Source organism: Vibrio sp. A2-1 (genome assembly GCF_021728355.1).
Classification (GTDB): Bacteria; Pseudomonadota; Gammaproteobacteria; order Enterobacterales; family Vibrionaceae; genus Vibrio; species Vibrio splendidus_K.
This window is the reverse complement of the sequence record NZ_JAKKCO010000001.1, coordinates 1,084,063-1,105,043: the sequence shown is the minus strand read 5'-3', so window position 1 is coordinate 1,105,043 and position 20,981 is coordinate 1,084,063. Positions and strand designations below refer to the sequence as shown.

17 protein-coding genes are annotated in these 20,981 nt (G+C 44.1%); 8 read left to right on the top strand and 9 right to left on the bottom strand.

Annotation, left to right across the window (positions count from 1 at the left end; all coding sequences use genetic code 11):
• Positions 1 to 304 precede the first annotated feature (304 nt).
• The 3 genes from L3V33_RS04650 to L3V33_RS04640 all read left to right on the top strand — a co-directional run bounded on the left by L3V33_RS04650 (position 305) and on the right by L3V33_RS04640 (position 3,155).
• A complete protein-coding gene (locus L3V33_RS04650) occupies positions 305 to 1,147 on the top strand; it encodes an ABC transporter ATP-binding protein (protein WP_237289400.1) in 843 nt (280 codons plus the stop codon).
• Complete coding sequence (locus tag L3V33_RS04645) at positions 1,144 to 2,106, top strand: ABC transporter substrate-binding protein (protein ID WP_237289398.1); 963 nt, start codon at positions 1,144 to 1,146, stop codon at positions 2,104 to 2,106. The genes L3V33_RS04650 and L3V33_RS04645 overlap by 4 nt, the downstream gene beginning before the upstream one ends.
• Before the next feature lie 101 nt (positions 2,107 to 2,207).
• Positions 2,208 to 3,155, top strand: a complete 948-nt coding sequence (locus L3V33_RS04640) for an iron ABC transporter permease (RefSeq protein ID WP_237289397.1) — start codon at positions 2,208 to 2,210, stop codon at positions 3,153 to 3,155.
• Between the two features lie 21 nt (positions 3,156 to 3,176).
• On the opposite strand, the gene L3V33_RS04635 is transcribed toward L3V33_RS04640, so the two are convergent.
• Both L3V33_RS04635 and L3V33_RS04630 read right to left on the bottom strand, forming a co-directional pair.
• The gene (locus L3V33_RS04635) at positions 3,177 to 4,166 is read right to left on the bottom strand and encodes a zinc-dependent alcohol dehydrogenase family protein (RefSeq protein ID WP_237289395.1); all 990 of its coding nucleotides are present in this window, start codon (positions 4,164 to 4,166) and stop codon (positions 3,177 to 3,179) included.
• A 20-nt stretch (positions 4,167 to 4,186) separates the two neighbouring features.
• Entirely contained in the window at positions 4,187 to 4,975 is a 789-nt protein-coding gene (locus L3V33_RS04630) for a phytanoyl-CoA dioxygenase family protein (protein WP_237289393.1), read from the bottom strand.
• A gap of 595 nt (positions 4,976 to 5,570) precedes the next feature.
• On the opposite strand from L3V33_RS04630, the gene L3V33_RS04625 reads away from it, so the two are divergent.
• The gene (locus tag L3V33_RS04625; RefSeq protein WP_237289392.1) at positions 5,571 to 6,761 is read left to right on the top strand and encodes a GGDEF domain-containing protein; all 1,191 of its coding nucleotides are present in this window, start codon (positions 5,571 to 5,573) and stop codon (positions 6,759 to 6,761) included.
• On the opposite strand, the gene L3V33_RS04620 is transcribed toward L3V33_RS04625, so the two are convergent.
• Entirely contained in the window at positions 6,748 to 7,629 is an 882-nt protein-coding gene (locus L3V33_RS04620; RefSeq protein ID WP_237289390.1) for a DMT family transporter, read from the bottom strand. The two genes, L3V33_RS04625 and L3V33_RS04620, sit on opposite strands and share 14 nt — an antisense overlap.
• A 185-nt stretch (positions 7,630 to 7,814) precedes the next feature.
• Entirely contained in the window at positions 7,815 to 9,146 is a 1,332-nt protein-coding gene (locus tag L3V33_RS04615) for an MFS transporter (protein ID WP_237289388.1), read from the bottom strand.
• Positions 9,147 to 9,461: 315 nt separating this feature from the next.
• Here L3V33_RS04615 and kduD point away from each other — a divergent pair, with 315 nt between their 5' ends.
• Together kduD and L3V33_RS04605 are read left to right on the top strand one after the other, a co-directional pair.
• A complete protein-coding gene (gene kduD, locus L3V33_RS04610; protein ID WP_054545798.1) occupies positions 9,462 to 10,220 on the top strand; it encodes a 2-dehydro-3-deoxy-D-gluconate 5-dehydrogenase KduD in 759 nt (252 codons plus the stop codon).
• A gap of 63 nt (positions 10,221 to 10,283) precedes the next feature.
• A complete protein-coding gene (locus tag L3V33_RS04605) occupies positions 10,284 to 10,922 on the top strand; it encodes an RpiB/LacA/LacB family sugar-phosphate isomerase (protein WP_054545797.1) in 639 nt (212 codons plus the stop codon).
• Positions 10,923 to 11,061: 139 nt separating this feature from the next.
• Here L3V33_RS04605 and L3V33_RS04600 read toward each other — a convergent pair whose 3' ends face one another.
• Both L3V33_RS04600 and L3V33_RS04595 read right to left on the bottom strand, forming a co-directional pair.
• Complete coding sequence (locus L3V33_RS04600; protein ID WP_237289379.1) at positions 11,062 to 12,573, bottom strand: DUF1214 domain-containing protein; 1,512 nt, start codon at positions 12,571 to 12,573, stop codon at positions 11,062 to 11,064.
• A 162-nt stretch (positions 12,574 to 12,735) separates the two neighbouring features.
• Positions 12,736 to 13,524 (bottom strand): hypothetical protein, encoded by a 789-nt coding sequence (locus tag L3V33_RS04595; protein ID WP_054545795.1) that lies wholly within the window; start codon positions 13,522 to 13,524, stop codon positions 12,736 to 12,738.
• A 130-nt stretch (positions 13,525 to 13,654) separates the two neighbouring features.
• On the opposite strand from L3V33_RS04595, the gene L3V33_RS04590 reads away from it, so the two are divergent.
• Positions 13,655 to 14,581 carry a LysR family transcriptional regulator gene (locus tag L3V33_RS04590; protein ID WP_145568998.1) on the top strand — a complete coding sequence of 309 codons (927 nt, stop codon included), beginning with the start codon at positions 13,655 to 13,657 and terminating at the stop codon, positions 14,579 to 14,581.
• Positions 14,582 to 14,624: 43 nt separating this feature from the next.
• On the opposite strand, the gene L3V33_RS04585 is transcribed toward L3V33_RS04590, so the two are convergent.
• The gene (locus tag L3V33_RS04585; protein ID WP_237289377.1) at positions 14,625 to 15,545 is read right to left on the bottom strand and encodes a LysR family transcriptional regulator; all 921 of its coding nucleotides are present in this window, start codon (positions 15,543 to 15,545) and stop codon (positions 14,625 to 14,627) included.
• 888 nt (positions 15,546 to 16,433) lie between these two features.
• On the opposite strand from L3V33_RS04585, the gene L3V33_RS23235 reads away from it, so the two are divergent.
• Positions 16,434 to 16,724 carry a hypothetical protein gene (locus L3V33_RS23235; protein WP_346730170.1) on the top strand — a complete coding sequence of 97 codons (291 nt, stop codon included), beginning with the start codon at positions 16,434 to 16,436 and terminating at the stop codon, positions 16,722 to 16,724.
• A 144-nt stretch (positions 16,725 to 16,868) separates the two neighbouring features.
• Here L3V33_RS23235 and L3V33_RS04575 read toward each other — a convergent pair whose 3' ends face one another.
• Together L3V33_RS04575 and L3V33_RS04570 are read right to left on the bottom strand one after the other, a co-directional pair.
• A complete protein-coding gene (locus L3V33_RS04575) occupies positions 16,869 to 19,472 on the bottom strand; it encodes a hybrid sensor histidine kinase/response regulator (protein ID WP_237289367.1) in 2,604 nt (867 codons plus the stop codon).
• Positions 19,465 to 20,718: an acyl-homoserine-lactone synthase gene (locus L3V33_RS04570; RefSeq protein ID WP_237289365.1), complete on the bottom strand. Its 1,254-nt coding sequence runs from the start codon at positions 20,716 to 20,718 to the stop codon at positions 19,465 to 19,467. The genes L3V33_RS04575 and L3V33_RS04570 overlap by 8 nt, the downstream gene beginning before the upstream one ends.
• Positions 20,719 to 20,981: the final 263 nt, after the last annotated feature.

The following is a 20,981-nucleotide window of genomic DNA, read 5'->3' as shown; positions in this document are numbered from 1 at the left end:
TCAGTGTCATATTTATAGTGATGTAACTTACTGATGTTTCAAATAAATGTGATTCATGACCATCTCGTAACCACTTAAATTATGGAGAAACGCATTACAACTCTTTGCTGCGTTCTCAATACTCAATTCCTTGAATCAAACTTTCTCAGTGAATCAATTTCCGTAAGCACTTCTGTCTTTGTTTAAGGTGATTGGGTTATCCCGCCATTCCCATTACTTCTTAGCGCGGTCTTAATATTTCTATTATTAACTATATCTTTAACTTATTGTTATGTTATAACGTAACAATAAGTGTTGTTTTTGGATGCTCGGTGGGAATTTGAATAAACCTGTATTGTCTGTGCGCGGGCTCTGCGCTGATGGTTTGGCTAACTGGAGAGCCGTCTCCGACGTGACATTTGATGTGAACGATGGTCAATGCGTTGCCATCATTGGCCCCAATGGAAGTGGAAAGTCCAGTTTGCTGAAAGGCATTACAGGCGAATACAAAACCGTCGCGGGTGAGTTGATGTTGTCTGGTATTGCGCTTGGAAGCCTTGAGCGGCAGCAGATAGCCAAGCAAGTCGCGGTGGTTACTCAACATGAGCATGTTGATCCTCGTTTGAGTGTTGCTGAGTATGTTGGCTTAGGCCGAACTCCTCATACGTTTTGTTGTAGCGCAAAAGAGCACCAACGAGCGGTTCAGCAGGCGATGCAAGATGTCGGGCTTGTTCACAAAAGCCAGCGGTGCTTTGGTGAACTATCCGGTGGTGAACAGCAACGTGCAAGTATTGCTCGCGCATTTGCACAAGAGCCGAGGCTTTTACTCTTAGATGAACCTACAAACCACCTTGATCCTCTCGCTCGCCTTGAACTTCTGAGCCTAATTAAACAGCGCGGCATTGCGTCTGTTGTGGTGCTGCACGATTTACCTTTGGTCGCGCCATTCGCCGACAAAGTCTTGTTGATGTCACACCAAAAGATGGTGGCGTTCTCAGACCCAGAGACCGTGATGCAAGACCGATACATGATCCCTGTTTTTGGATTGCGCGTTCTTACGTTCAATCATCCTGTTATATGCAGCACCATCCATCATTTTGAAGCTGCATCAACTTACTCAACTCACTTAACTCTCTCTAATCACTCTTTAATAGGAGCAGCCCAATGAAGTGGCCTGTAATTTCCAGTCTTTTGTTTCTTTTACCTTTCTCTTTTGCGCATGCGACAAGCACTCAATACCCAGTGACGGTTGATAACTGCGGGAGCCCACTGACCATTGAAAAGCGCCCCTCGCGTGCGGTTATACACGACATCAATATGACCGAGATGGCGTTTGCTCTTGGTCTTCAAAAGGAGATGGTGGGCGTTACGGGTATTACAGGGTGGTACAAGATGTCGAATTCGTTTGAAGAACGTTTAGGAGATATTCCTGAGCTAGCACCTAAGTATCCTTCATTAGAAACATTGATTGCTGCTGATGCTGACTTCTTTTTCGCTGGCTGGAATTACGGAATGAAAGTGGGTGGTGAAGTGACACCTCAAACAGTGAAGCCATACGGGATTGATACCTTGGTACTTTCTGAAAGCTGTATTCATACCCAGAGTCAAAAGGAAGGCGCGACAATGGATCTGCTTTATGGCGACATGCAAAAGCTAGGCGTTATTTTCGACAAGCAACCAGAGGCCGAGGCTTTGGTAAACAACTGGAAAGAGAGAGTTGAAAAAGTAGCAGAAAAGCAAAAAACATCAGGTAAGTCGAGCCCAAAAGTGTTCTTGTTTGATTCGGGTGAAGACAAGCCTTTCACCGCGGGTAAGTACGGAATGCCAAATGCAATGATTGAAGCTGCTGGTGGCCAAAATATTACAGGCAACATGGAAGCAAGCTGGGCAAGAACGTCTTGGGAGAATGTCGCTCGTGAAAACCCAGATGTGATTATCCTTCTTGATTACCAATCGGCGAGTGGTGCCGATTCGTTGCAACGTTTCCTCGAAGCCCATCCGTTAATGAAATACACCAATGCGGTCACTTCTGGTCGCTATGTCAAACTGCGTTATGAGCAACTCACTCCTGGGCCTGCCAATATCGATGCCATTGAGAAACTTGCAGAGGCGTTCGTTTCTGAGTGATCGGGAAGGTAGTCATAGAAAATCTTGTTATTGATAAAAGTAGTAGTTCCTTGATTTTATTTGATAAATATCGATCAGCATGGCTAATAGGTATCACTGCCATGCTGATCGCCTTCATGATGAGTTTACAATTTGGCTCGGTTCCTTTGTCTTTCAAGGATGTGCTCATAGGGTTGAGTTCTTTCAATGATTCAACGCCGGATATGACGAGTCGAATACTGATCGATTTGAGGTTACCGAGAGCATTGTTAGCCGTTATCGCGGGTGCAGGGTTGGCGATGGTTGGGGCGTTACTTCAAACCTCGACACGGAATGATCTGGCGGATCCGTTTCTGTTTGGCTTGTCATCTGGCGCGTCTGCTGGTGCTGTGTTGGTGATCACCAAAGTGGGAGATGCTCTGGGTGTTTGGTCACTGCCACTGGCTGCATTCTCGGGCGGTATTGTGTCGGCGACGGCCGTTCTGATTCTGTTTTCGATGCAGAAGAAAAAAGGCAATGACAACTTGATCTTGTGTGGTTTGGCGATCTCATTTTTATTCGGAGCCATCACGAGTTTTTTGATTTATTCAGGCGACCAGAGAGCGGCGAGTTCGATTTTATTCTGGACGATGGGAGGCTTAGGACTCGCGCGTTGGGATAATTTGATTTTTGCCTTGGCGGGTGTGTTGTGTCTTATAGCGTTGATTTTCAAACGTTATCGGGAGCTCGATACTTTGTTGGTGAGTGAACAGACGACAAGCTCATTGGGGATCAATGTACACCGCCTACAAAGAGAGATTTTTCTTTGTTGCGCGTTTTGCACTGCGTCGATTGTATCGATGACCGGAGTGGTCGGTTTTATTGGCTTGATGGTACCCCACTTAGTACGACCATTTTCAGGTGTCACTCACAAGCGAGCTCTGCCTTTGGTTGCCTTGTGGGGCGCGGTGCTTTTACTGTTTGGGGATGTTATTAGCCGAACCATATTAGCGCCACAAGAACTGCCTGTAGGTATTGTGACGGCGGCTCTTGGCGGGTTGTTCGTTTTGTATCTTGTTTGGCGTAAATAGTGTGCTCTCAATTCCACCAAACTAAACAGGCAGTAAGATGATCTTGCCGTTCAAGCGTGTGGTTTTCGATTCAATGAGATCAATCGCGGTTTGCACTTCATCGAATGGCAGATAGCGGTCGACGTCGAGCTGAATATCGTTTGTGATGAAGTGATCTAGCATGGTCGTGAACTTTTCACGGCGAACATCTTTACCTTCCGCTTCTTCCCAATAACGTAAGAAGAAGGTGCTGAAATCGATGCCTTGGCTTCTCGCGTGCTCAAAAAAGCGTGGTTCGTAAAAATCCAGAGACAGCGTCCCATAGTTGATAAAACGCCCTTTGTTGCCAAGGGTGTGAATAAGGTCGGTTCCGGGTGAACCGCCAATCGCATCAAAGGCAACGGTTGGCATAGGCAAGCCTAACGCCTTAATTTGAGAAACTAGATCAGCGTTCGAATCTAACGCCCAACTAGAAGTGGCTGGGTATTGTTCCGGCTGTGATGTAACGACAATGATTTTGAAGCCGAGTGATGCTGATAACTGGGAAAAGATCTTACCGATGGCTGAGCTACCAGCATTGATGATCAATACATCTTCTTGGTTCAGCTTAGCCACTTCTGTCGTCAACACCCATGCGGTTAGCGCATTAATGTACAACTGACAGGCGTAGCCATTTTCTAGATGCTGAGGAATTTGGAACAGGTCATCTGGTGATACATCGACATAGTTCTGCCACGTTCCACTGGTTGCTACGAGCACTCGCTGATTCACTGCAAACTCAGCATGGCTGGACTCTACAATCCTTCCTACCGCTTCAAATCCCGGCACTCTCGGCGGCTGGTGGCTATGTTTGTATTGGCCCACACCATAAATCGACAACAGATCACTAGGATTAATGTTAGTGGCTTCAATTTGTACGCGAACTTTATCTTTGTCTAGTGCCCCTAAAGTGACATGTTCTAACTTGAGAGATTCTTTTGGCTGACCGAAACGGAACTGGCTAATTCGGGTATTTTGCTTAGTGTCAGTCATAGTTCGGGTACCTTTATGGATTATGAGTACTGCATTGATTTTAAGTGTAGCGTGTTCATAAACAATCTTGGGTCGGTAATATTGCTCAGCATGGCTGGCGTTGGCAGACAATCGTCATCAACGTAGTCGACATAGTCTGCCGCCGAGTCAAAGATCAAAATATCCAAAGCCAAACGATCCAAGCCATAGCGGCCTCGGTGGATCATATCCGCTGAAAACACCAATAAGTCACCGGCGGCTAACGGTATCTGCTTACCGCCAGATATATCATCACTGCTCACTTTGCCGTTTTCTTCTTGGCGAACATTGTATTCTTCTTCGTTGTCCCAACGCTTGTGTGTGCCGGGGATAAGCTCCATACCGGGCTCGTCAAAAATAGGGACTCGCAGGTGCAATACTTGGGTTTCCATGATGACTTTCATCTGGTCATCAACGTCGTAGTCGTATTGACAGTCACGATGCCAGAAGTCTTTTTGTTGCGGGTTCACAGGGTTGAAGAACAGCTGCGTGTTCATGAATGCCGGTTTGTTCGGAATCACTGCATCAACAACGCCCATCACTTGTTTTGAGCTGATGAAGTCAAAAAGCACGCTTCTATCATCGGCAGGCAAATATTCGCTTCCGGTAATTAAAGACGAGTTAAATGCTTCTTCTTTATAGAATTTTTCGTTGTCTGCTTTCCATGATTCATGGAATTTCAGCACGACTTTTCTAAGCGATGCCATTTGAGCTTCATCGAAATAATTTCTGATAACAAAGTAACCATGTTCGTTGTAACGGTCACTTAATTGTTGGCTGTTTTCTACCACTGACTACCTTCATTCATTCTTTACTGTGTAATAACTAGGGGCTGTTGACCTTTCGTGGTTAAGTTTTGTTCGGATGGGGACGCCTAGTCAAATTCGTTTTAGGCGCGGCGAAGAGTATGTAGCCTAGTCATTCTAAGCAAATATTCTTAAACAAAGCATAAAACGATTTTTGCGGGGGCGCCTAGCTCGAACCCTTCGGGCAGCTCTTGTGGTTCATTTCTACTGCGTTATCGGCTTTTCATGTAGGCCAGCTACACGTCAAAGCCTCTTCCTTGAATAAATTTTCCACAAGATGCTGTAAAAGCTAGCTCGAAAGGTCAACAGCCCCTAGAGATTTCTTGGGCGCATAATGCCAGACAGTCGTCATTCGACCAAGTAACGAGTGCAGAAGCCTGTAGATTCCGTGATGCTATGAAGCCATGTGGGCGAGTTTTACATGCCTATCCAGATCATGGACTCATGCGAAAAAAATCTCTGCATATGTGATCTACCCCTTATTTTATAAAATACAAGGATTCATATAGTGAATGTTTCTTTGGTTTGTATGATTATTAACCATGTTGTGATTTGGTTTGCGTATGGAAGATAGAAAATCATGGATGGTTTTTCGCTGGATATGAGAACACTTAATTTCATTATTATTTTGTTCTCTTTCATTTACTGTATTGGCTTATTGTTATTTCAATTCACTCAACAGCCGATTAAAGGGCTTTCAATCTTTTCCATTTCAATATTTGTTATCGGAACAGGGCCGTTGATGTTGAGCCTAAGAGGGGAATTCCCTGATTGGGTCACCGTTATTGGTGCCAATATGGTCATTGCGCTTGGTTTTCATCTCGCCTTGTATAGCTTATGTCTGTTTCGAGAATATTCTCTCAAATGCACCTACCTCAGTAGTCTAATGATGTTGGCTCTTTTGCCATGTTTTATTTACTTCACGTACTATGAGCCTTCCATCAAGGCTCGAATTATCCTCATTAGTTTATATCTGGCTTTTGTGACTTTTTGCACTGCCTTTGCGGTATTAAAGGGCCGGCGTGATGACTTGACCCTAGGTATTCGGATGATGGCCATGTCATTTACGATATATGGCGGGTTTATGGTTTTCCGAGTAATGGTGACGTTGTTTTCAGCTGAGCTGCAGGATTTCATGGCGGCCACTCTCATTCATCAACTTGCCTTTTTAGTGAGCATCGTTCTTATCGTGTCGATGAGCTTTACAATGCTTTGGCTGATTAATGCAAGGTTGCTTAGTTCTATTCACGAGCTGTCCTACAGCGATCCCTTAACGGTACTGGGAAACCGCAGAGCATTAGATGAAATGGTACCAGTCATCATGAAGCAGGCGGGTACTACGCCTGTCAGTGCCATTATGATGGATATTGATAATTTTAAGTCGATCAATGATCAACACGGGCACATTGTGGGTGATCTCGTCATCAAGTCTTTTGCTGAAATGGTTCAAGGTGCGATAAAAACATCGCCCAAAGCCAGTGCGTTTCGTTTTGGCGGAGATGAGATAATGATTTTATTGCCCAATTTTAATTTTCTTCAAGCACAGGCTATTGCCTGCAAGCTGCGATTATCTATTTCAGAGGTATCAGCAGTACAAGAACATGAGATGTTTCTGACATCGAGTTTTGGTGTTGCTCAGCTTCACCCGCATGAGAGTTGGAATGGGTTTATTAGCCGAGCCGACAAAGCGTTATATCAAGCGAAGACAAACGGTCGCAATATGACTTCAATTTGTCCTAGTCATATTAACGAGCTCATCACTGCCACATAACCAATACCGCTGCGATAGAAAGCAAGATGAGCGCAAGAATGTCTTTGCGAGCAATACTTTGCCCCAGCCAGAAGTAGGATATTAAGACCATGAAGATCACTTCGACTTGCCCGAGTGTTTTTACATAAGGCACGGCTTGAAGCGACATCGCGCTAAACCAACCCAGAGAACCGATAACACTCGCTAGGCTTGTCATCACGACCAGTTTAGATTTCTTGAATATCTGGCGCAGCGTGTCTCGCTCTCTGAAAAAGAGATACGTACAGATAATGCATGTCTGAAGAGTTATCACCAGAAACAGTACCCAAGCAGCGCTATGAGGGAAGGGAAGCCCTATGCTCAAGCTTGCTTCACGTACCCAAAGAGACGTTAAAGCAAAAGCGGTACTACACGCCATACCTAACAAAAATACTTTCGGAGACAAGCTTCGCCAACCCGAAGAACTACTCATGATTAGTACGCCTAACGTACCAATAAGAACCCCTATCCAGCCGGTCATCGTTAAAGCGGTGCCAAAGAACAATACAGAAAGAACCGCCGAAACGGGGGCTTCACACTTAGCAAGTCCGGCACCAATCGCATAGTTTTCGAGTTTAAATAGTATCACCATTAACCCTGTCGCAAGGATCTGCATGATCGCTGCTGCAACGATGTAAAAACCAAACTCGCCGGAAAAGTTAGGAATAGCAACTGGCTGCCATTGATAGAGTGCACAGAGATAAATAAGTGCGATTGGGCCTGCCCAGATAAAGCGAGCCAGCGTCACACCTGCCACACTCATGGTGCCAGCTAGTTTACTTTGAAATGCATTGCGCCAAGATTGGCTGAAGGCTGCGAGAAGAGTAAAGGCTATCCAACTAAATGACATGACGCTTCCGTATGTTATATAAAATTATGATTATATTAACAAATTTAACCAATAGAAGAAGGGGCTTGTTTGTTTATTGAGCGTCTATTTTCAGGCGATAGTCTATTTGGGTAAATCAGAACTTTGTGCGAGCTAACCTTTGAAGAGTCAGCTCATTGAACTTCAACACAATATAGCTAACCGCTTCAAAAAATTGGCTCTTTTCGGTTCTTGAAATAGAACAGTGCGCTGATCGAAATGAACAACAGAGTGAAGTAATAGAAAAACGAAGACAGTGAAGCTAAGAAAGCGAAGTTCTGTTCTATTTCTTGAACGGTATAGCCTTGCGACACCAACTTATAATAGTAAGCATACAAAATACCGGTCAAACCGTATCCGAGATTAAACATCAGGCCTTTAAAGCTAAGAACAGTGGCTCGGTTGTGCGATTCGGTCTTTTTGTTTAGGTGGTAACTAATGAAAATGTTCATCGTCATGATGATAAAGATAAGTACCAGTGCAGGGAGCACACCATAGATCGACCAACCTAAGCTGATCCAATAGTAGGTCGCCATGCTCGCTAAACCCATGACCACAATGAAGGTTTTAGGCTCGATGCTTTCTGCCAACCTACGGCTTTGCCCTGCCAATATAATCTTAAGCAAGCTGATACCCGCACCAATAAAACCAAAGTAGATAATTGGAATATCAATGGCCAAGTAGTATTGGCTGTTCATGGTTAGGAACATTCGCGAGGTGTGTTCGAACAGGCTGTAGTAGAGCAATATGAAAAACACATAAGGCGTAGCGAGTACCCACTTACCAGTATCGGCAGTTAGTTTAAGGCTAGCTATAGATGTAGCCAACTTGGTTTGGCCGCTTGGTAGGATCTTTTTCTCTTCTCGCATGTTTATAGCCGCATAAATGGCGATCATCGCGACAAATAGGGTGGCGAACACCGGAATACGCATCAGGTCTTTGGTGCTTTCTGGCTCGGCTAATCCGATGAAATGAAAGATGTTCGTCATAAAGTTCACGTCGTAAATCGCTGCACCAATCAATGTGACAAAGATGCCGACGGTTGAGGTGACACGAAGTTGGATTTGTAACACTCGCGGCCATAACTCTTCATTACCTTGCTCTTTCAAGGTGTCGTAAGCCAATGCCTCGTCGGCCCCGCTAGCCAGTGCCATTGCTAAGCCACTTAATATTCGGTTAATCAAGAAGACGATGAAGACCAGATTAGGATCTCCTGTCGGCACAACGGCGATCATGGTGATTTCAACAAACATCACAATCGAAGATAACACCACAAGTTTCTTACGCCCTAAGGTATCGGCGAATGCCCCTGATGGCACTTCAGCAAGTACGATAGTGGCAGCCCAAACCACGTTAAGCATCGCGAATTGAGAAAGGGTTAAGCCGTAATCTAAATAGAGTAGGGTGAATACAGGGTAATAAAAACGCGCAAAGTAACTGCTTCTAAACATTAAGAAGTAGCGGACGTTGGGGATTTTCAGGATTTCTTTGAGCGTCATGATAATTCAATACTTTTAATAACACATTATTATGTATATACCGTTTAGCCTTTTAAATCATGGGATTGTTGCCAAATAGCTGAAATATCTGTTTTAGATAATTTACGGGCTCAATATTCCTAAACGGTTACCGGTTTACTCTTCTTCAAATCACGCACCCTGTCCATTTACTTTGTTGTATTCGTTTCAACTTGTTCAACGGGTTTTGATCCAAGTTCTTTAACGTCAGTCTCGTTTTAATATCGTATTGTATGATTTAATTGGGTGGTGGTAATGATATGTCACCATTCCAAACGTAATTGAGCGAGCGAACAGATGTTAGAGTCATTTAGTTTAGAAGGAAAAGTAGCGATAGTGACTGGTTGTAATACTGGCCTTGGACAAGGTATTGCAATGGGTTTAGCTGAAGCTGGTTGTAAGGTTGTTGGCGTTAATCGTACTGAGCCGAAAGAGACGATTGAGGTAATGAATGCCGCAGGTCACACGTTTTTAGATGTACGTGCCGACCTTCTAAAGCAAGAGTGCATTCCAGGCATTATAGAGAAAGCTTTGACTGAGTTTGGTCAGATCGACATCCTTGTGAACAATGCTGGAATCATTCGTCGTGAAGACGCCATTGAGTTCTCAGAGCGAAATTGGGATGACGTGATGAACGTTAATACGAAGACCGTTTTCTTTATGTCTCAAGCTGTTGCGAAGCAGTTCAAGGCTCAAGGTACTGGCGGTAAGATCATTAACATCGCATCAATGCTCTCGTTCCAAGGTGGTATTCGCGTGCCTTCTTATACTGCCTCAAAGAGCGCAGTGATGGGAATGACACGTGCGATGGCGAACGAATGGGCACGCGATAATATCAATGTCAATGCGATAGCCCCCGGTTATATGGAAACGAACAATACTCAAGCTCTGCGTGAAGATGCTGAGCGCAATCAAGCGATTCTTGAGCGTATTCCGGCTGAACGCTGGGGTACACCGAAAGATGTGGCTGGCCCATGTGTGTTCTTAGCATCGTCAGCATCGGATTACATTAACGGCTATACCATTGCTGTTGACGGTGGTTGGTTAGCTCGTTAACTGACCTTGTAACAAACTCGGTTAAGAATTTTAAATTTGCAGCAATCTTGCAGGAGAACATAAATGAAAATCGCTTTAATGATGGAAAACAGTCAGGCAGGTAAAAATGCCATGGTTGCAGCTGAGCTAGAGTCAGTGGCAGGTGGCATTGGTCACGATGTTTTCAACTTAGGTATGACCGACGAGAATGATCACCACTTAACGTATATCCACTTAGGTATCATGGCGAGTATTCTCATCAACTCAAAGGCTGTGGACTTTGTTGTGACGGGATGTGGAACAGGGCAAGGTGCTTTGATGTCACTGAACCTGCATCCGGGTGTGGTTTGTGGTTACTGTTTAGAACCATCAGATGCGTTCTTGTTTAACCAAATCAATAACGGCAATGCTCTCGCTCTCGCTTTTGCTAAAGGCTTTGGCTGGGCTGGTGAACTCAACATTCGTTATATCTTTGAAAAAGCGTTTACAGGCGAGCGTGGTAACGGGTATCCGCTAGAGCGAGCAGAACCACAACAGCGTAACGCAGCACTGTTAAATGAGGTGAAAGCGGCGGTAGTGAAAGATAACTTTATTGACTCGCTAAGAGCGATCGATCAAGAGTTAGTGAAGACAGCGGTTGGCAGCGAGCGTTTCCAGCAATGTTTCTTTGATAACTGCCAAAACCAAGACATTGCTGATTATGTTCGTTCGGTTTTAGATTAAATCTATCAAGGTCTTACCTAGTTATTAGATGAAGATAGAAAAGAAAAAGAGGAGTACTGAGGCTCCTCTTTTCTTTTGCTCTATGAACCTGTTAGTTTTTAGACGCATAGATAAATGATCTGTGATTCGTTCTAGATGATCAGTCCACACGCTTAAAGTTAGGCAGTAAGGTTTCAGACTGCTGCTCTACAAACGCTTTGCTTGGTGAATATGCGCGGAAGTAAACAAACCAGTTTTCATCTTCTCGGGTTTGAACCCAGTTCGCTTCATTTACACCATTTGGCTTTGTTGGTGAGAAGTGGAACGTGTAGTTACCTTGAGTATCTTTAACCGTTCCTTCTATGTTTGAACCGACATCGGCACGCTCAATCTGATTGTCGATGATGGCACGGTTTTCGACGTTGTAGACGGTAATTGTCCAGAACAAATCGGCAAAATTTACATCCCCATCCAGTGTCAAAGTGTAGTGATTGCTGCCATTAAGTCCGTTGCCATTATCGTCACGGTAATTGTCTAGATAGATCTGACCCCAACCGCCGTTTTCAAAACCGTGCATCGCAATATCGTTGGTCACCGCTTCATAAAACCAAGCCGCACGTCCATCGAGATCCATACCGTAGTCACGATCTTGGTTCGGAGTCGAAGCGGTTGCTATTTCCCACGAATTTCCTTCATTACCGTAAGCTGCGTGTGGCAAGCGTTCCGTTTTGTTGAAGTCGATGTTCTTAACCATAGCTTCACCCATGATGACAGCTTGCTCTAAAATCTCACGTTGTTGAGCTGATGGCGTAAACGCTTTATCTTTCTCAATGCCTAATGGGCGCAGCATGTCGTGCATCATACGATCGCGCTCTGCTACTGGCTCAGATTGGATTGCTTCATTTAGCGTTTCCCAAAATGCCATGCCACGCGGGTGTTTGGCATCTTCGCCACGCTCAGGGAAGTTCACCCCTTTATTGCTAAGTAGTTTGCCACTGAGGTCTGTGATTTTTAGCGCTTCTAAATCTTTCATACGTTGTTGTTCTGACTTAGCCATTAAGCGAACACCGAAGAAAACATTGTTTGTGTCAGACTCAAATACCTTTGCACCCTTTGGAAGGTTGCTCGGCGTTTCAGAACCTTTCGCTTTTACAACATAAACACCCGGTTCTGTCATCTGAGAAATGCCAATTTGCCACATGGTGTGTACTGCGCCACGCAACTCATCCGTCGGGATCTCAATCACTACTGGTTCTTTCTCTACGTTAAACCAGGTAATCGCATAAGGCGTAGAGGTATTGTAAGTTAAGCCGCCCAGCTTGGATTCATGAGACTCAACGTAGGTGATTTGGCCATCTTCTGCCCCCATATCTGCATACGCTTTTTTCCACGCGTAGTTCGAGACTAAAGGTACCGACCAAATGTACGCTTGTGACGCGCGTTGATAATCCATTAATTCAAATAGCTTCTCTGAGCTTGCTTGTGTTGGAATGCCGTGAAGAAAGTCGGTTTCGAAAGTAAAGTCACCTGCACGCGTCTGGATCGTTTCTGTTGCATCATCGTTTCCGGCTATCGCCGCTGCTGAAAATAAAGCCGTTACAGAAACGAGCATGGCAGCAGATCGTAATGGGCAAGTGAAACTTCCGACAAAGGCTTTAGATATCATATTCATAATGTGTCCTCAAAAACTCAAAATTGTTCGTTAAAACTGGAATTTCTCGTTAAAGCTGAAATTGTTCGTTAAAACTGAAATTGCTCGTTAAACTGAAATAGCTCGTCAAACAGAAATCATGGGTTAAGACTGCAAGAGCTTATCCGCACAGAAAATTACTGCTTAAAACTGATAGTTAAATTCGATACGGTGATCACCGTCTTCGATACTGGTGTTTTCTGTCCAGTTTGCGAAATAACGAACGTTGGCTCTTGGGTTAATTTGGTAACTTGCTGCAAACTCATGCGCGAGTACAGAATCACTGCCTTCAAAGCCATGATCTTTGAACGTTGAAGAACCAGACATTGTGCCTAAATACATAGGGTTATAGTTCAGCCAAATTTTGTCGGTAAGTTGCATCTTGGCGTACATACCCGCTACGTAGAAAGTACCGTGCATGTTGTAGCGATCGCTGAGCTGCGCGGCATCGAGGTCGCCTCCAGTCCCTTCAACTAACTCTTCACCTGCAGCGATACCGAGACCAGCAAGCGGATAGAAGTTAAACATGCCCATCTGTGGTAGCGCCTGAATAAAGCTGTAAGATGCACTACCTTGATTACTATCGAAATCCCAAGACATATCGACTTGTGTACCTCGGCCATTGGTTAAATCCACACCGAAGTTTCTAAAACGAATTGAATCAATACTGTCGTCTGCGCCTCGGTTGTTCCAACCAACGGCTTCACCGGCGATGCCTTTTATTTCGAACACATTCATGCCCATGGTTGTGTCGCTACCAGTATCGTAGGTTTGGCCTATTTTTAGGTTTAGGCCTTTATCTGTGTAACCAAAGCCACCTTGTGTATACACCGCCAGAGGGTCGGACATATCTTGAATTTCGGTTTCTTCCGCGATAGCTAAACCAGCGAAAAGGAAAGAAGTAAGAGAAAGGATTGAACGGTGTAATAACATAGTTGCCTCATAAATTTATCTCACTACGTCCGTGTAATTCGTGAATGTGGGATAACTATACAAAGTGGACATTGTTAAGTTAATTCATATAAACTTAACCATTCGTTAATCTGTGCTTTATGGTTGTGTTATGAAACTGAACAATGTCGATTTGAACTTACTGAAAGTTTTTGTGGTGGTGTATCAGGAAAAGAGCTTGCGCAAAGCCGGCGAAAAACTGTTTGTTTCGACACCCGCGGTAAGCCAAAGCATCAAAAAGCTCAAGGAATCGTTAGGTGAAGAGCTGTTTGTTTTGTCTTATAAGCAGTTTCTACCGACGCCTTATTCCGATGATTTGTATCGACGTGTTTTTCCATTATTGGACGGATTAGTCACGGCGATAGAGGAGGGCAAGCAGTTTGCTCCTGCCGATCTAAATGAAGATTTTAAGATAGAGGCGAACCCTCATATTTTGCCTTGGTTAACACCAGCTCTCTTCCATCAACTCTCAATGGAAAGCCCGCTTTCTAGGCTGATAAGCCATACTAGTTCCCAAAACTCGTTAGAAAGACTTCGAAGTGACGACGTTGATTTTGTTATTCATTTTGAAGCGGAGAGCCTGCCTGCCGAGATCATTGCCGTGCCTCTCGTGACCTTAAAGTTTGTATTGGCGGTAAGGGCTGATCACCCTTTCAAGGCGTCTATCGCTACAATTGATGATTTGTTGCCCTTTCCATTCGCTCATGTTGACCTCGCTTACTTCGACCAAAACAAGCACTCGCGATTGGAAGAAGAAGTTTTAAGCCAAGGCAAGTCGATCAATATGGCGCTTCGAACCACGTCAATTGTAGGACTCATCGAAACGATCAAGCACTCCAACATTATTGCCCCTTGTATGCCTCCAGTGATTGAACAACATAAGGGAGTATTGCGCTCAATCGTGATTGAAGGATTAGAGGAGGGGGCTGAGGAAATGGAGGTATTCGCCTATCTTCACAAGAAAAACCAACATTCCTCAAAATACAAATGGCTACTGGATTTGATTGAAACTGCGATGGTGGATGCTAATCACTCGTAATAGCTAGTCTGGTTTGTCTTTGTTGGTGATAACAAGCACACCGTTATCTTGTGAACACTTCTTCAATACACGATTCAAGCCAGCGTATTTTGGATTGGTTACGGTGCTTACGTCCAATGGTCATGCCAATATCACTGTTCGGCATATTGGGTATGTGAGGGAATTTCACAAATGAAAACTCATCAGATAGTGAGTTCGCTAGTAATTTAGAGCAAGGGAACAACACATCACTCTGTTTTACGATTGACAATAAACTGTGTAGATAGGTCGATCGTATTTTCACTTCAGTATTGATTCCGACGTCCGCTAGCACGTTAGGGGCAAGTGCTATATTCTCGTTCCAATCACTCACTACTAAGCTTGCTAATTGAAGCGGCTCTTCCTGATCTTGTGGTAATAATGAGTCAGCAAGGGGATGCCCAGAGCGGCAGATCAAGACAAAGTCATCATTCGCTATTCGTTTTTGGTATACCTGCTTAGATAATTCTAATGGGTAGTAATTGATTCCTAAGTCGATTTCACCAGAGGTCATCAAGTCCGATGTATTTACTCCCCAATCGACGATGTTCACTTTCACCTTCGGGGCTTGTGCTAACAGAATATTAATCAGCTTCGCCGAGATGCTATTGGCAATGAATCCATTGATAGCAATGTTCACGGTGCCATCAAATTGAGCGACATCAAACTCAGATTCTGGTTCAAGCACTTGTTCTAATTGTAGTAACACTGGCATCAAGGTTTGTTTAATTTCAAGTAATTTAGCGGTCGGCTCTAAACCATGTTGTGAGCGTATAAACAACTCATCGTCAAAGTAGTCGCGTAGCTTTTGTAATGAACGACTGATTGAGGGTTGGCTCGTAAACAGGAGTTCTGACGCCTTTCGAGTGTTTTTCACCTCGATCAACACCTTCAATACTTTAAGTAAGTTGAGGTCCAAGCGCTTAAAGCGGTTACTTATTATCATTGTGGGATCCAGAACAAAGATGATTAGATATACCTAAAGTGTATATCTTGTTTTCATATAATCAATTGGAGTATATCACGGCGCATCTACATACTGAGCTCATCGAAACAAACACGAGAAACCATCATGAATAAAACGACGTTAGCGACGCTACTAGCATTAACCGCATTTGGTGTAACGGCAGAGGACAACAATCGTTCATCTACCTATGACCATGCTGCCGTTGGTGGTGTTAACTGGGATAACTACCCTGAAGCCGAGTCTGATTGGAACTTCCTTGGATTACAAAACAAAGTGGGCGTAAACCATTGGCTGCACGCAGACCCAGTATCCAAAGACGCACAAACGGTGATTCGCTCAAATCGTGATGTCGTTTACTCGACGATGGTGGTTGACGTATCAGAAGGTGCAACGTTCCATGTACCAAAAGAAGATAACGATTATTTCCAGATCATTCATATCATGGACGAAAATCATCTTCTGCATAAAGTGGTTCGCCGTGGCGAAACGCTAACTCTAACCGCTGATGATCTGACGAACGGTACTCATGTCCATGTATTAGCGAGAACACGCATTGCAGAATCCATTGAAGATACTAAGCGCCGCCAGAGTCTACTCTCTATAAAAGCGAACTCAGCCACGCCTTATCAAGGCAAAGGTTACAACCCAAGCGACGTTGAAGATTACCGTTTAAAACTCATCAACAACGTGATGAAACATGGCGCACCGATTGAGGGCTTGAAAGGGTTTGGCGCCACGTTAGATGACGTGGAAGATCACCATTTTAAATATGTGACGGCGTTTGGCTATGCAGGGCTACCGGCAGATACAGCGCAATATTTGGAGCGTGTTCCCGGCCAAGGTAAAACTACCTGCCAAGAGTGGACGATTCCAACACCGAACCTAGACTTTGAAGGTCGTGGCGGTTATTACTCTTTGACCACTTATGGCGCAAACGGTTGGATTGATTCTGAGCAATTCTATGCGTCTGGCGAGTCCATGCGTGACAACGGTGATGGTACCGTTTCGGTCACGTTCAATTGTGATACTGGTGCTGAATATGACTTTGAAGTTTCTGAAGGTTGGGCGGGAGTACTGCGCTTATACGAACCAATCGATGTAAACGAGACTCTAGAGTACATGGAAGCATTGCGCCAAATCGAGATGAAAGAGCTTTAGTCAATTATTGATACCGAGCCCTTTGAATTTTAAAATCCCCTCAAGAAAGGCTCTTGCGGGGATTTTTGATTAATCACTGGGTTGTCCAATTGCTGGTTTACTTATCGAGTCGTTGTTCTCATAGGATCAGCGGCTTTATTGCATCTAGTCCTCACTTTGTGTTTCTTTAGAAACGTTCGATCTCATGTCTTTCTTCAACCAGTTATCGAGTACATGTTGCAGTGCATTCAAAGAGGTTGGCTTCTCTAGGCGACCATCCATTAACCTGCTGATCATGTCCAGTTCGTGTTGCCCGGATTCCCCAGACAGTGCAATGATTGGCGTTTGAGGTGAGCGCGCTTTGATGATCTGGCTTGCATCAAAGCCATTCATTACAGGCATTTGCACGTCCATTAAGATCAAATCGACTTGATTGCTTCTAAAAAGCTCAACGGCATTTTCACCATTTTTTGCTTGTAAACTATTTACACCAAGTCGGTTTAAGTACATTTGAACAAGTGTGCGCTGTACCTCTTTGTCATCGACGATAAGAACGGTCGGTGCGTCATGGTTTACGTGTTCTTGAACGCTACTTGGATCATGTTGATTCGTTTGTAAACCTGCCTGTATATCCGCTTTGGTTTTATCTTCACTCGTTGATTGGCTTTGCTTCCAATCATTGAAATCAGGCGTACGAAGCGCGTCTGCTTTGGGCGCATTAGGTACCACTGGGAAATATAGGTGGAATTCAGTAAATTCATCCAGTTTAGAGTGGCACTCAACTCGACCGCCAAATGAGCGCATTACGCGTTGGCAATAACCTAATCCTAAGCCGCTACCACCACTTTTTTGATACGAGAAAAAGTCATCGAAAATCTTATGAGCAATGGTTTCGTCAATGCCCGGACCTGTGTCTCGGAAGATGAGAATGTTCTCGTACGATCCGGTTTTAGTGCTGATCTCAATTTGGCTCTCTGGATAAGAATCAAAGTAATAGATCGCATTACGTATCAGGTTGAAAATGACAAAGTTGAATAAGGTCTCATTGAGTTTTGCGACAAAATCAGCATGTTGTGGTAAACGAATTCGCTCAATAATCTTCTCGTTTTCAAAACCGTATTGGCTTACTGCCTGATCCACAGCTTTGTGAATAGAGGTCATCGCAACCGGCCCATGCTCCGGTGAGCTGTCACTGACCTCACGCAAGATGATGTCAATCAATTGTCGCCCACGTTGAATGGCAGCTTGGCCGTTCTCAATATCAAGCAGTATCTGTTTTGCTGGTGCTTGGTTATCAATGTGCTGCTTTAGTACTTCAAAATGCAATTGTACTTGAGCGAGCGGGTTACGCATCTCATGAGCAATTGAGTTCGCTAGTGCACGGCTTTGACGAATGCGTCTATCAGCTTCGATGGTACTTTGCACACGAGTTAACAGGGTTTGCAGTGCCAAGATTTCTTCATTAGAAAACATCTGGTCGTTGCTCTTGTGTGATGATATCAATAAGTGCGAGACAGACTGCCCTTGACCAAACAAAGGCATAACTAAGGCAGTGTTATTCGAGCTCATCTTGTCATAAAGCGCCCTGATCGAGCTTTTCGTGGGCTCTGCGTAATCTAACTCTTCAGAAAGTTCATCGAATAACAAAACGGACTTATTTGTTGAAAGGTAGTCTTCGTAGAAGGTCTCGTTGTAGTTGCTGTTAACGAGGCGCAATTTGTCTTCTGGAATTTGCAGTAGGTTACCCAAGCGACGCATCGCGTCATCAATAGATAGTTTGAAGTCTTCTTCTAAAGCAAGGATTTGCTGTACAGGCGTTTTCTTGTTTCTGTAAACCAATAAAGAGGCGTAATGGCTCACGCGTTTATAGAGTACATGCCAAGTGATGCCGATAAGCGCACAGATAGGTATTGCGATTAGCCATTGGTTGTTGTCGGTCAATGGGATGAATATTGCGCCGAAAGGTATCACTAAAATTGCACACACCAATAGCGCGTTAAGGCTCATATAAGCTAGGTATTTAACACTGTAGAAGCGAGAGGTCAGCAGAGCATAACCAACGAACAGCATCTCACTAATAGACAACGCTGGTGGTAACCAGGTTAGTGAGAAATCATGCATGAAGTATGTCATGCCAAGGTGAATGGTTGCGGTAGAAAGCATGAAAACTAAGATGCCCGCAATCATGTAACTGGTTTTGGCGAGTATGAGTTTGCTGCTATTAGCTCGCATGGCCACAAGGTTGGTTAAGGTCAGGACAACAAAGCTCACCAGTCCGATAAAGAAATATGGTGTATGAGGACCAAACTCAATAACGAATTGGCTTGGGCCGACAATGTCGACGTGTTCAACGGTTAACCCCGGACTTAAATTAATAAAGAGGGCATAGACTGATGATCCGACAAAAATAGCCTGTTGCCATATGTGTACTTTACCATTGCGTTGCTCGGCTGCGAGCTGACACGAGAAGTAGTAGGCAAATGCAAACGCAAAGAAAGAGGCGAGATTGGCAAATTTTGCCGCCAACACCGCGGCCGAAGCGCCAAGCTCCGGTAATAAGTCAGTATGGAAATACGCGTTGCTGCTGATCCACGCAACAATGCAAACCGAGTAAGCAATGTAAGGCACATGGTGCGTGCCCGCGATGGCTTCATTTTTTTGCTTCAGACGATAGCAATAGTAGAGTAACCACATCACTACGATTGCTGCCGTCATAAGAAGCGTTATCGCTTTGGCATAGATGATCGCCTCTAGGCCGAAATCAAACATGTTCATCTCTTTTTACCGAACTTAGTTTTTCTATCGAGCTTACTTTTTTTACTGAGTTTACTTTTTCTGCTGAGCCTAGCTTTCTACTCTCACGCACTGCGCGTTTGTAGCGACGAAAATCGGTGTTATTAAATACTTTGACCATCACTTCGAAATTCCACAATCCACGATAAATGGTTGTACCGTCATCATTCAACTCGCAATATCCGGAATGGAAATACGCTTTGGGATCGATAGCTTGATAAAACTGGAGCATGAAAGGCTGCTCGATAATGGTGAAGCCGATTTTGTACCCTACTTGGTGCAATACACTCATTAGTTCTTTTTGGGCGAGATAGAGGAAATAGAGTCTTTGTTGAGTATTACCGCTTACTGTCAGGCGGAGCACTTCACATATGGCACTTTTGTCAGACAATTGTAACTGAAACTTATTATCAAATTCTAGGAGAGAATGACATTTTGACAGTGTAGACGGTGTAAATATCTGTAACCCAGCCAAATCATCGTAACCATGATCGGGTAAACAGTATTGCCACTGTTCATTGCTGAACGGTGGCGCGTAACTTAACCAAGTTTCATTCTTAGACCAATCTTGAATCAACGCAGAAGAAACTAGGGTTGGGAAAGCTTCATCGGTCGGGTGTTTGAGTAAAATAAAGTGCTTACCCGTTTGTGAAAGGTGGAGTAAAGGTAGCATCTCAAACCATTTCTCTCCCTTGATAAAAACCTCAAGATTACTTAACGCGATGGCATCACTGATTGGCATAGCTTGAGGGTGACAGGGTGTTTGCACCATAAGCTGATCATTCTCTATCTGTTCAATGATGGCACCGTAGTAAGCGCTGTCTTTGATAGGGAGTTCTATATGAGAGGATACACTCGCATCGAATGGTGATTTCGCTTTTATTGCGGCAATTTCACATTCACACCAAAAGTCTAACCAATGTGTGTAACAATCGCCGGCTGCCGTTTCCAGCAACGTCATCTCTGTCGATAAAGTGTTTGGATAGCGTTGGATGAGATCGCGATAGTCCATCAATTCAAATAGCACTGAGAAGCTGTTATTTTGATGCTCAGGGAAAAGCAATTCCAGCTGGCTTGTGCGATATTTTGTAATGGTTTGGAAAAGAGCAGTGCGTTCTTGTGGCTGATAAGTACTAATAACGAGCTCTATCAGCGCTCGCTGTTTTTTTTCGATAGACAGACTGCTAGCCAACAGTGAGCCTAAAGACGACGTTATTTTCATTTGATTAACCGAACCTAGCCTAGGTTTATATAATTATTTTTATTCGATTTGCACTGTCTACAGGACACAAATTTTTTAGTATTTTTTGAGTCATGTTACTTGGAGCGAGTCTGCCGTAACGTTACTTGAGCCTATGACTTGAGGGATAAGTTGCATAATCGGTCGCAAGTTTACTACTTGCGGTCATCCTTAACAACATAGCCTTGCCATATCTAAATCAATTAGTGATCAAATAAACTACCTTATTATCAGTAGTTTGTATT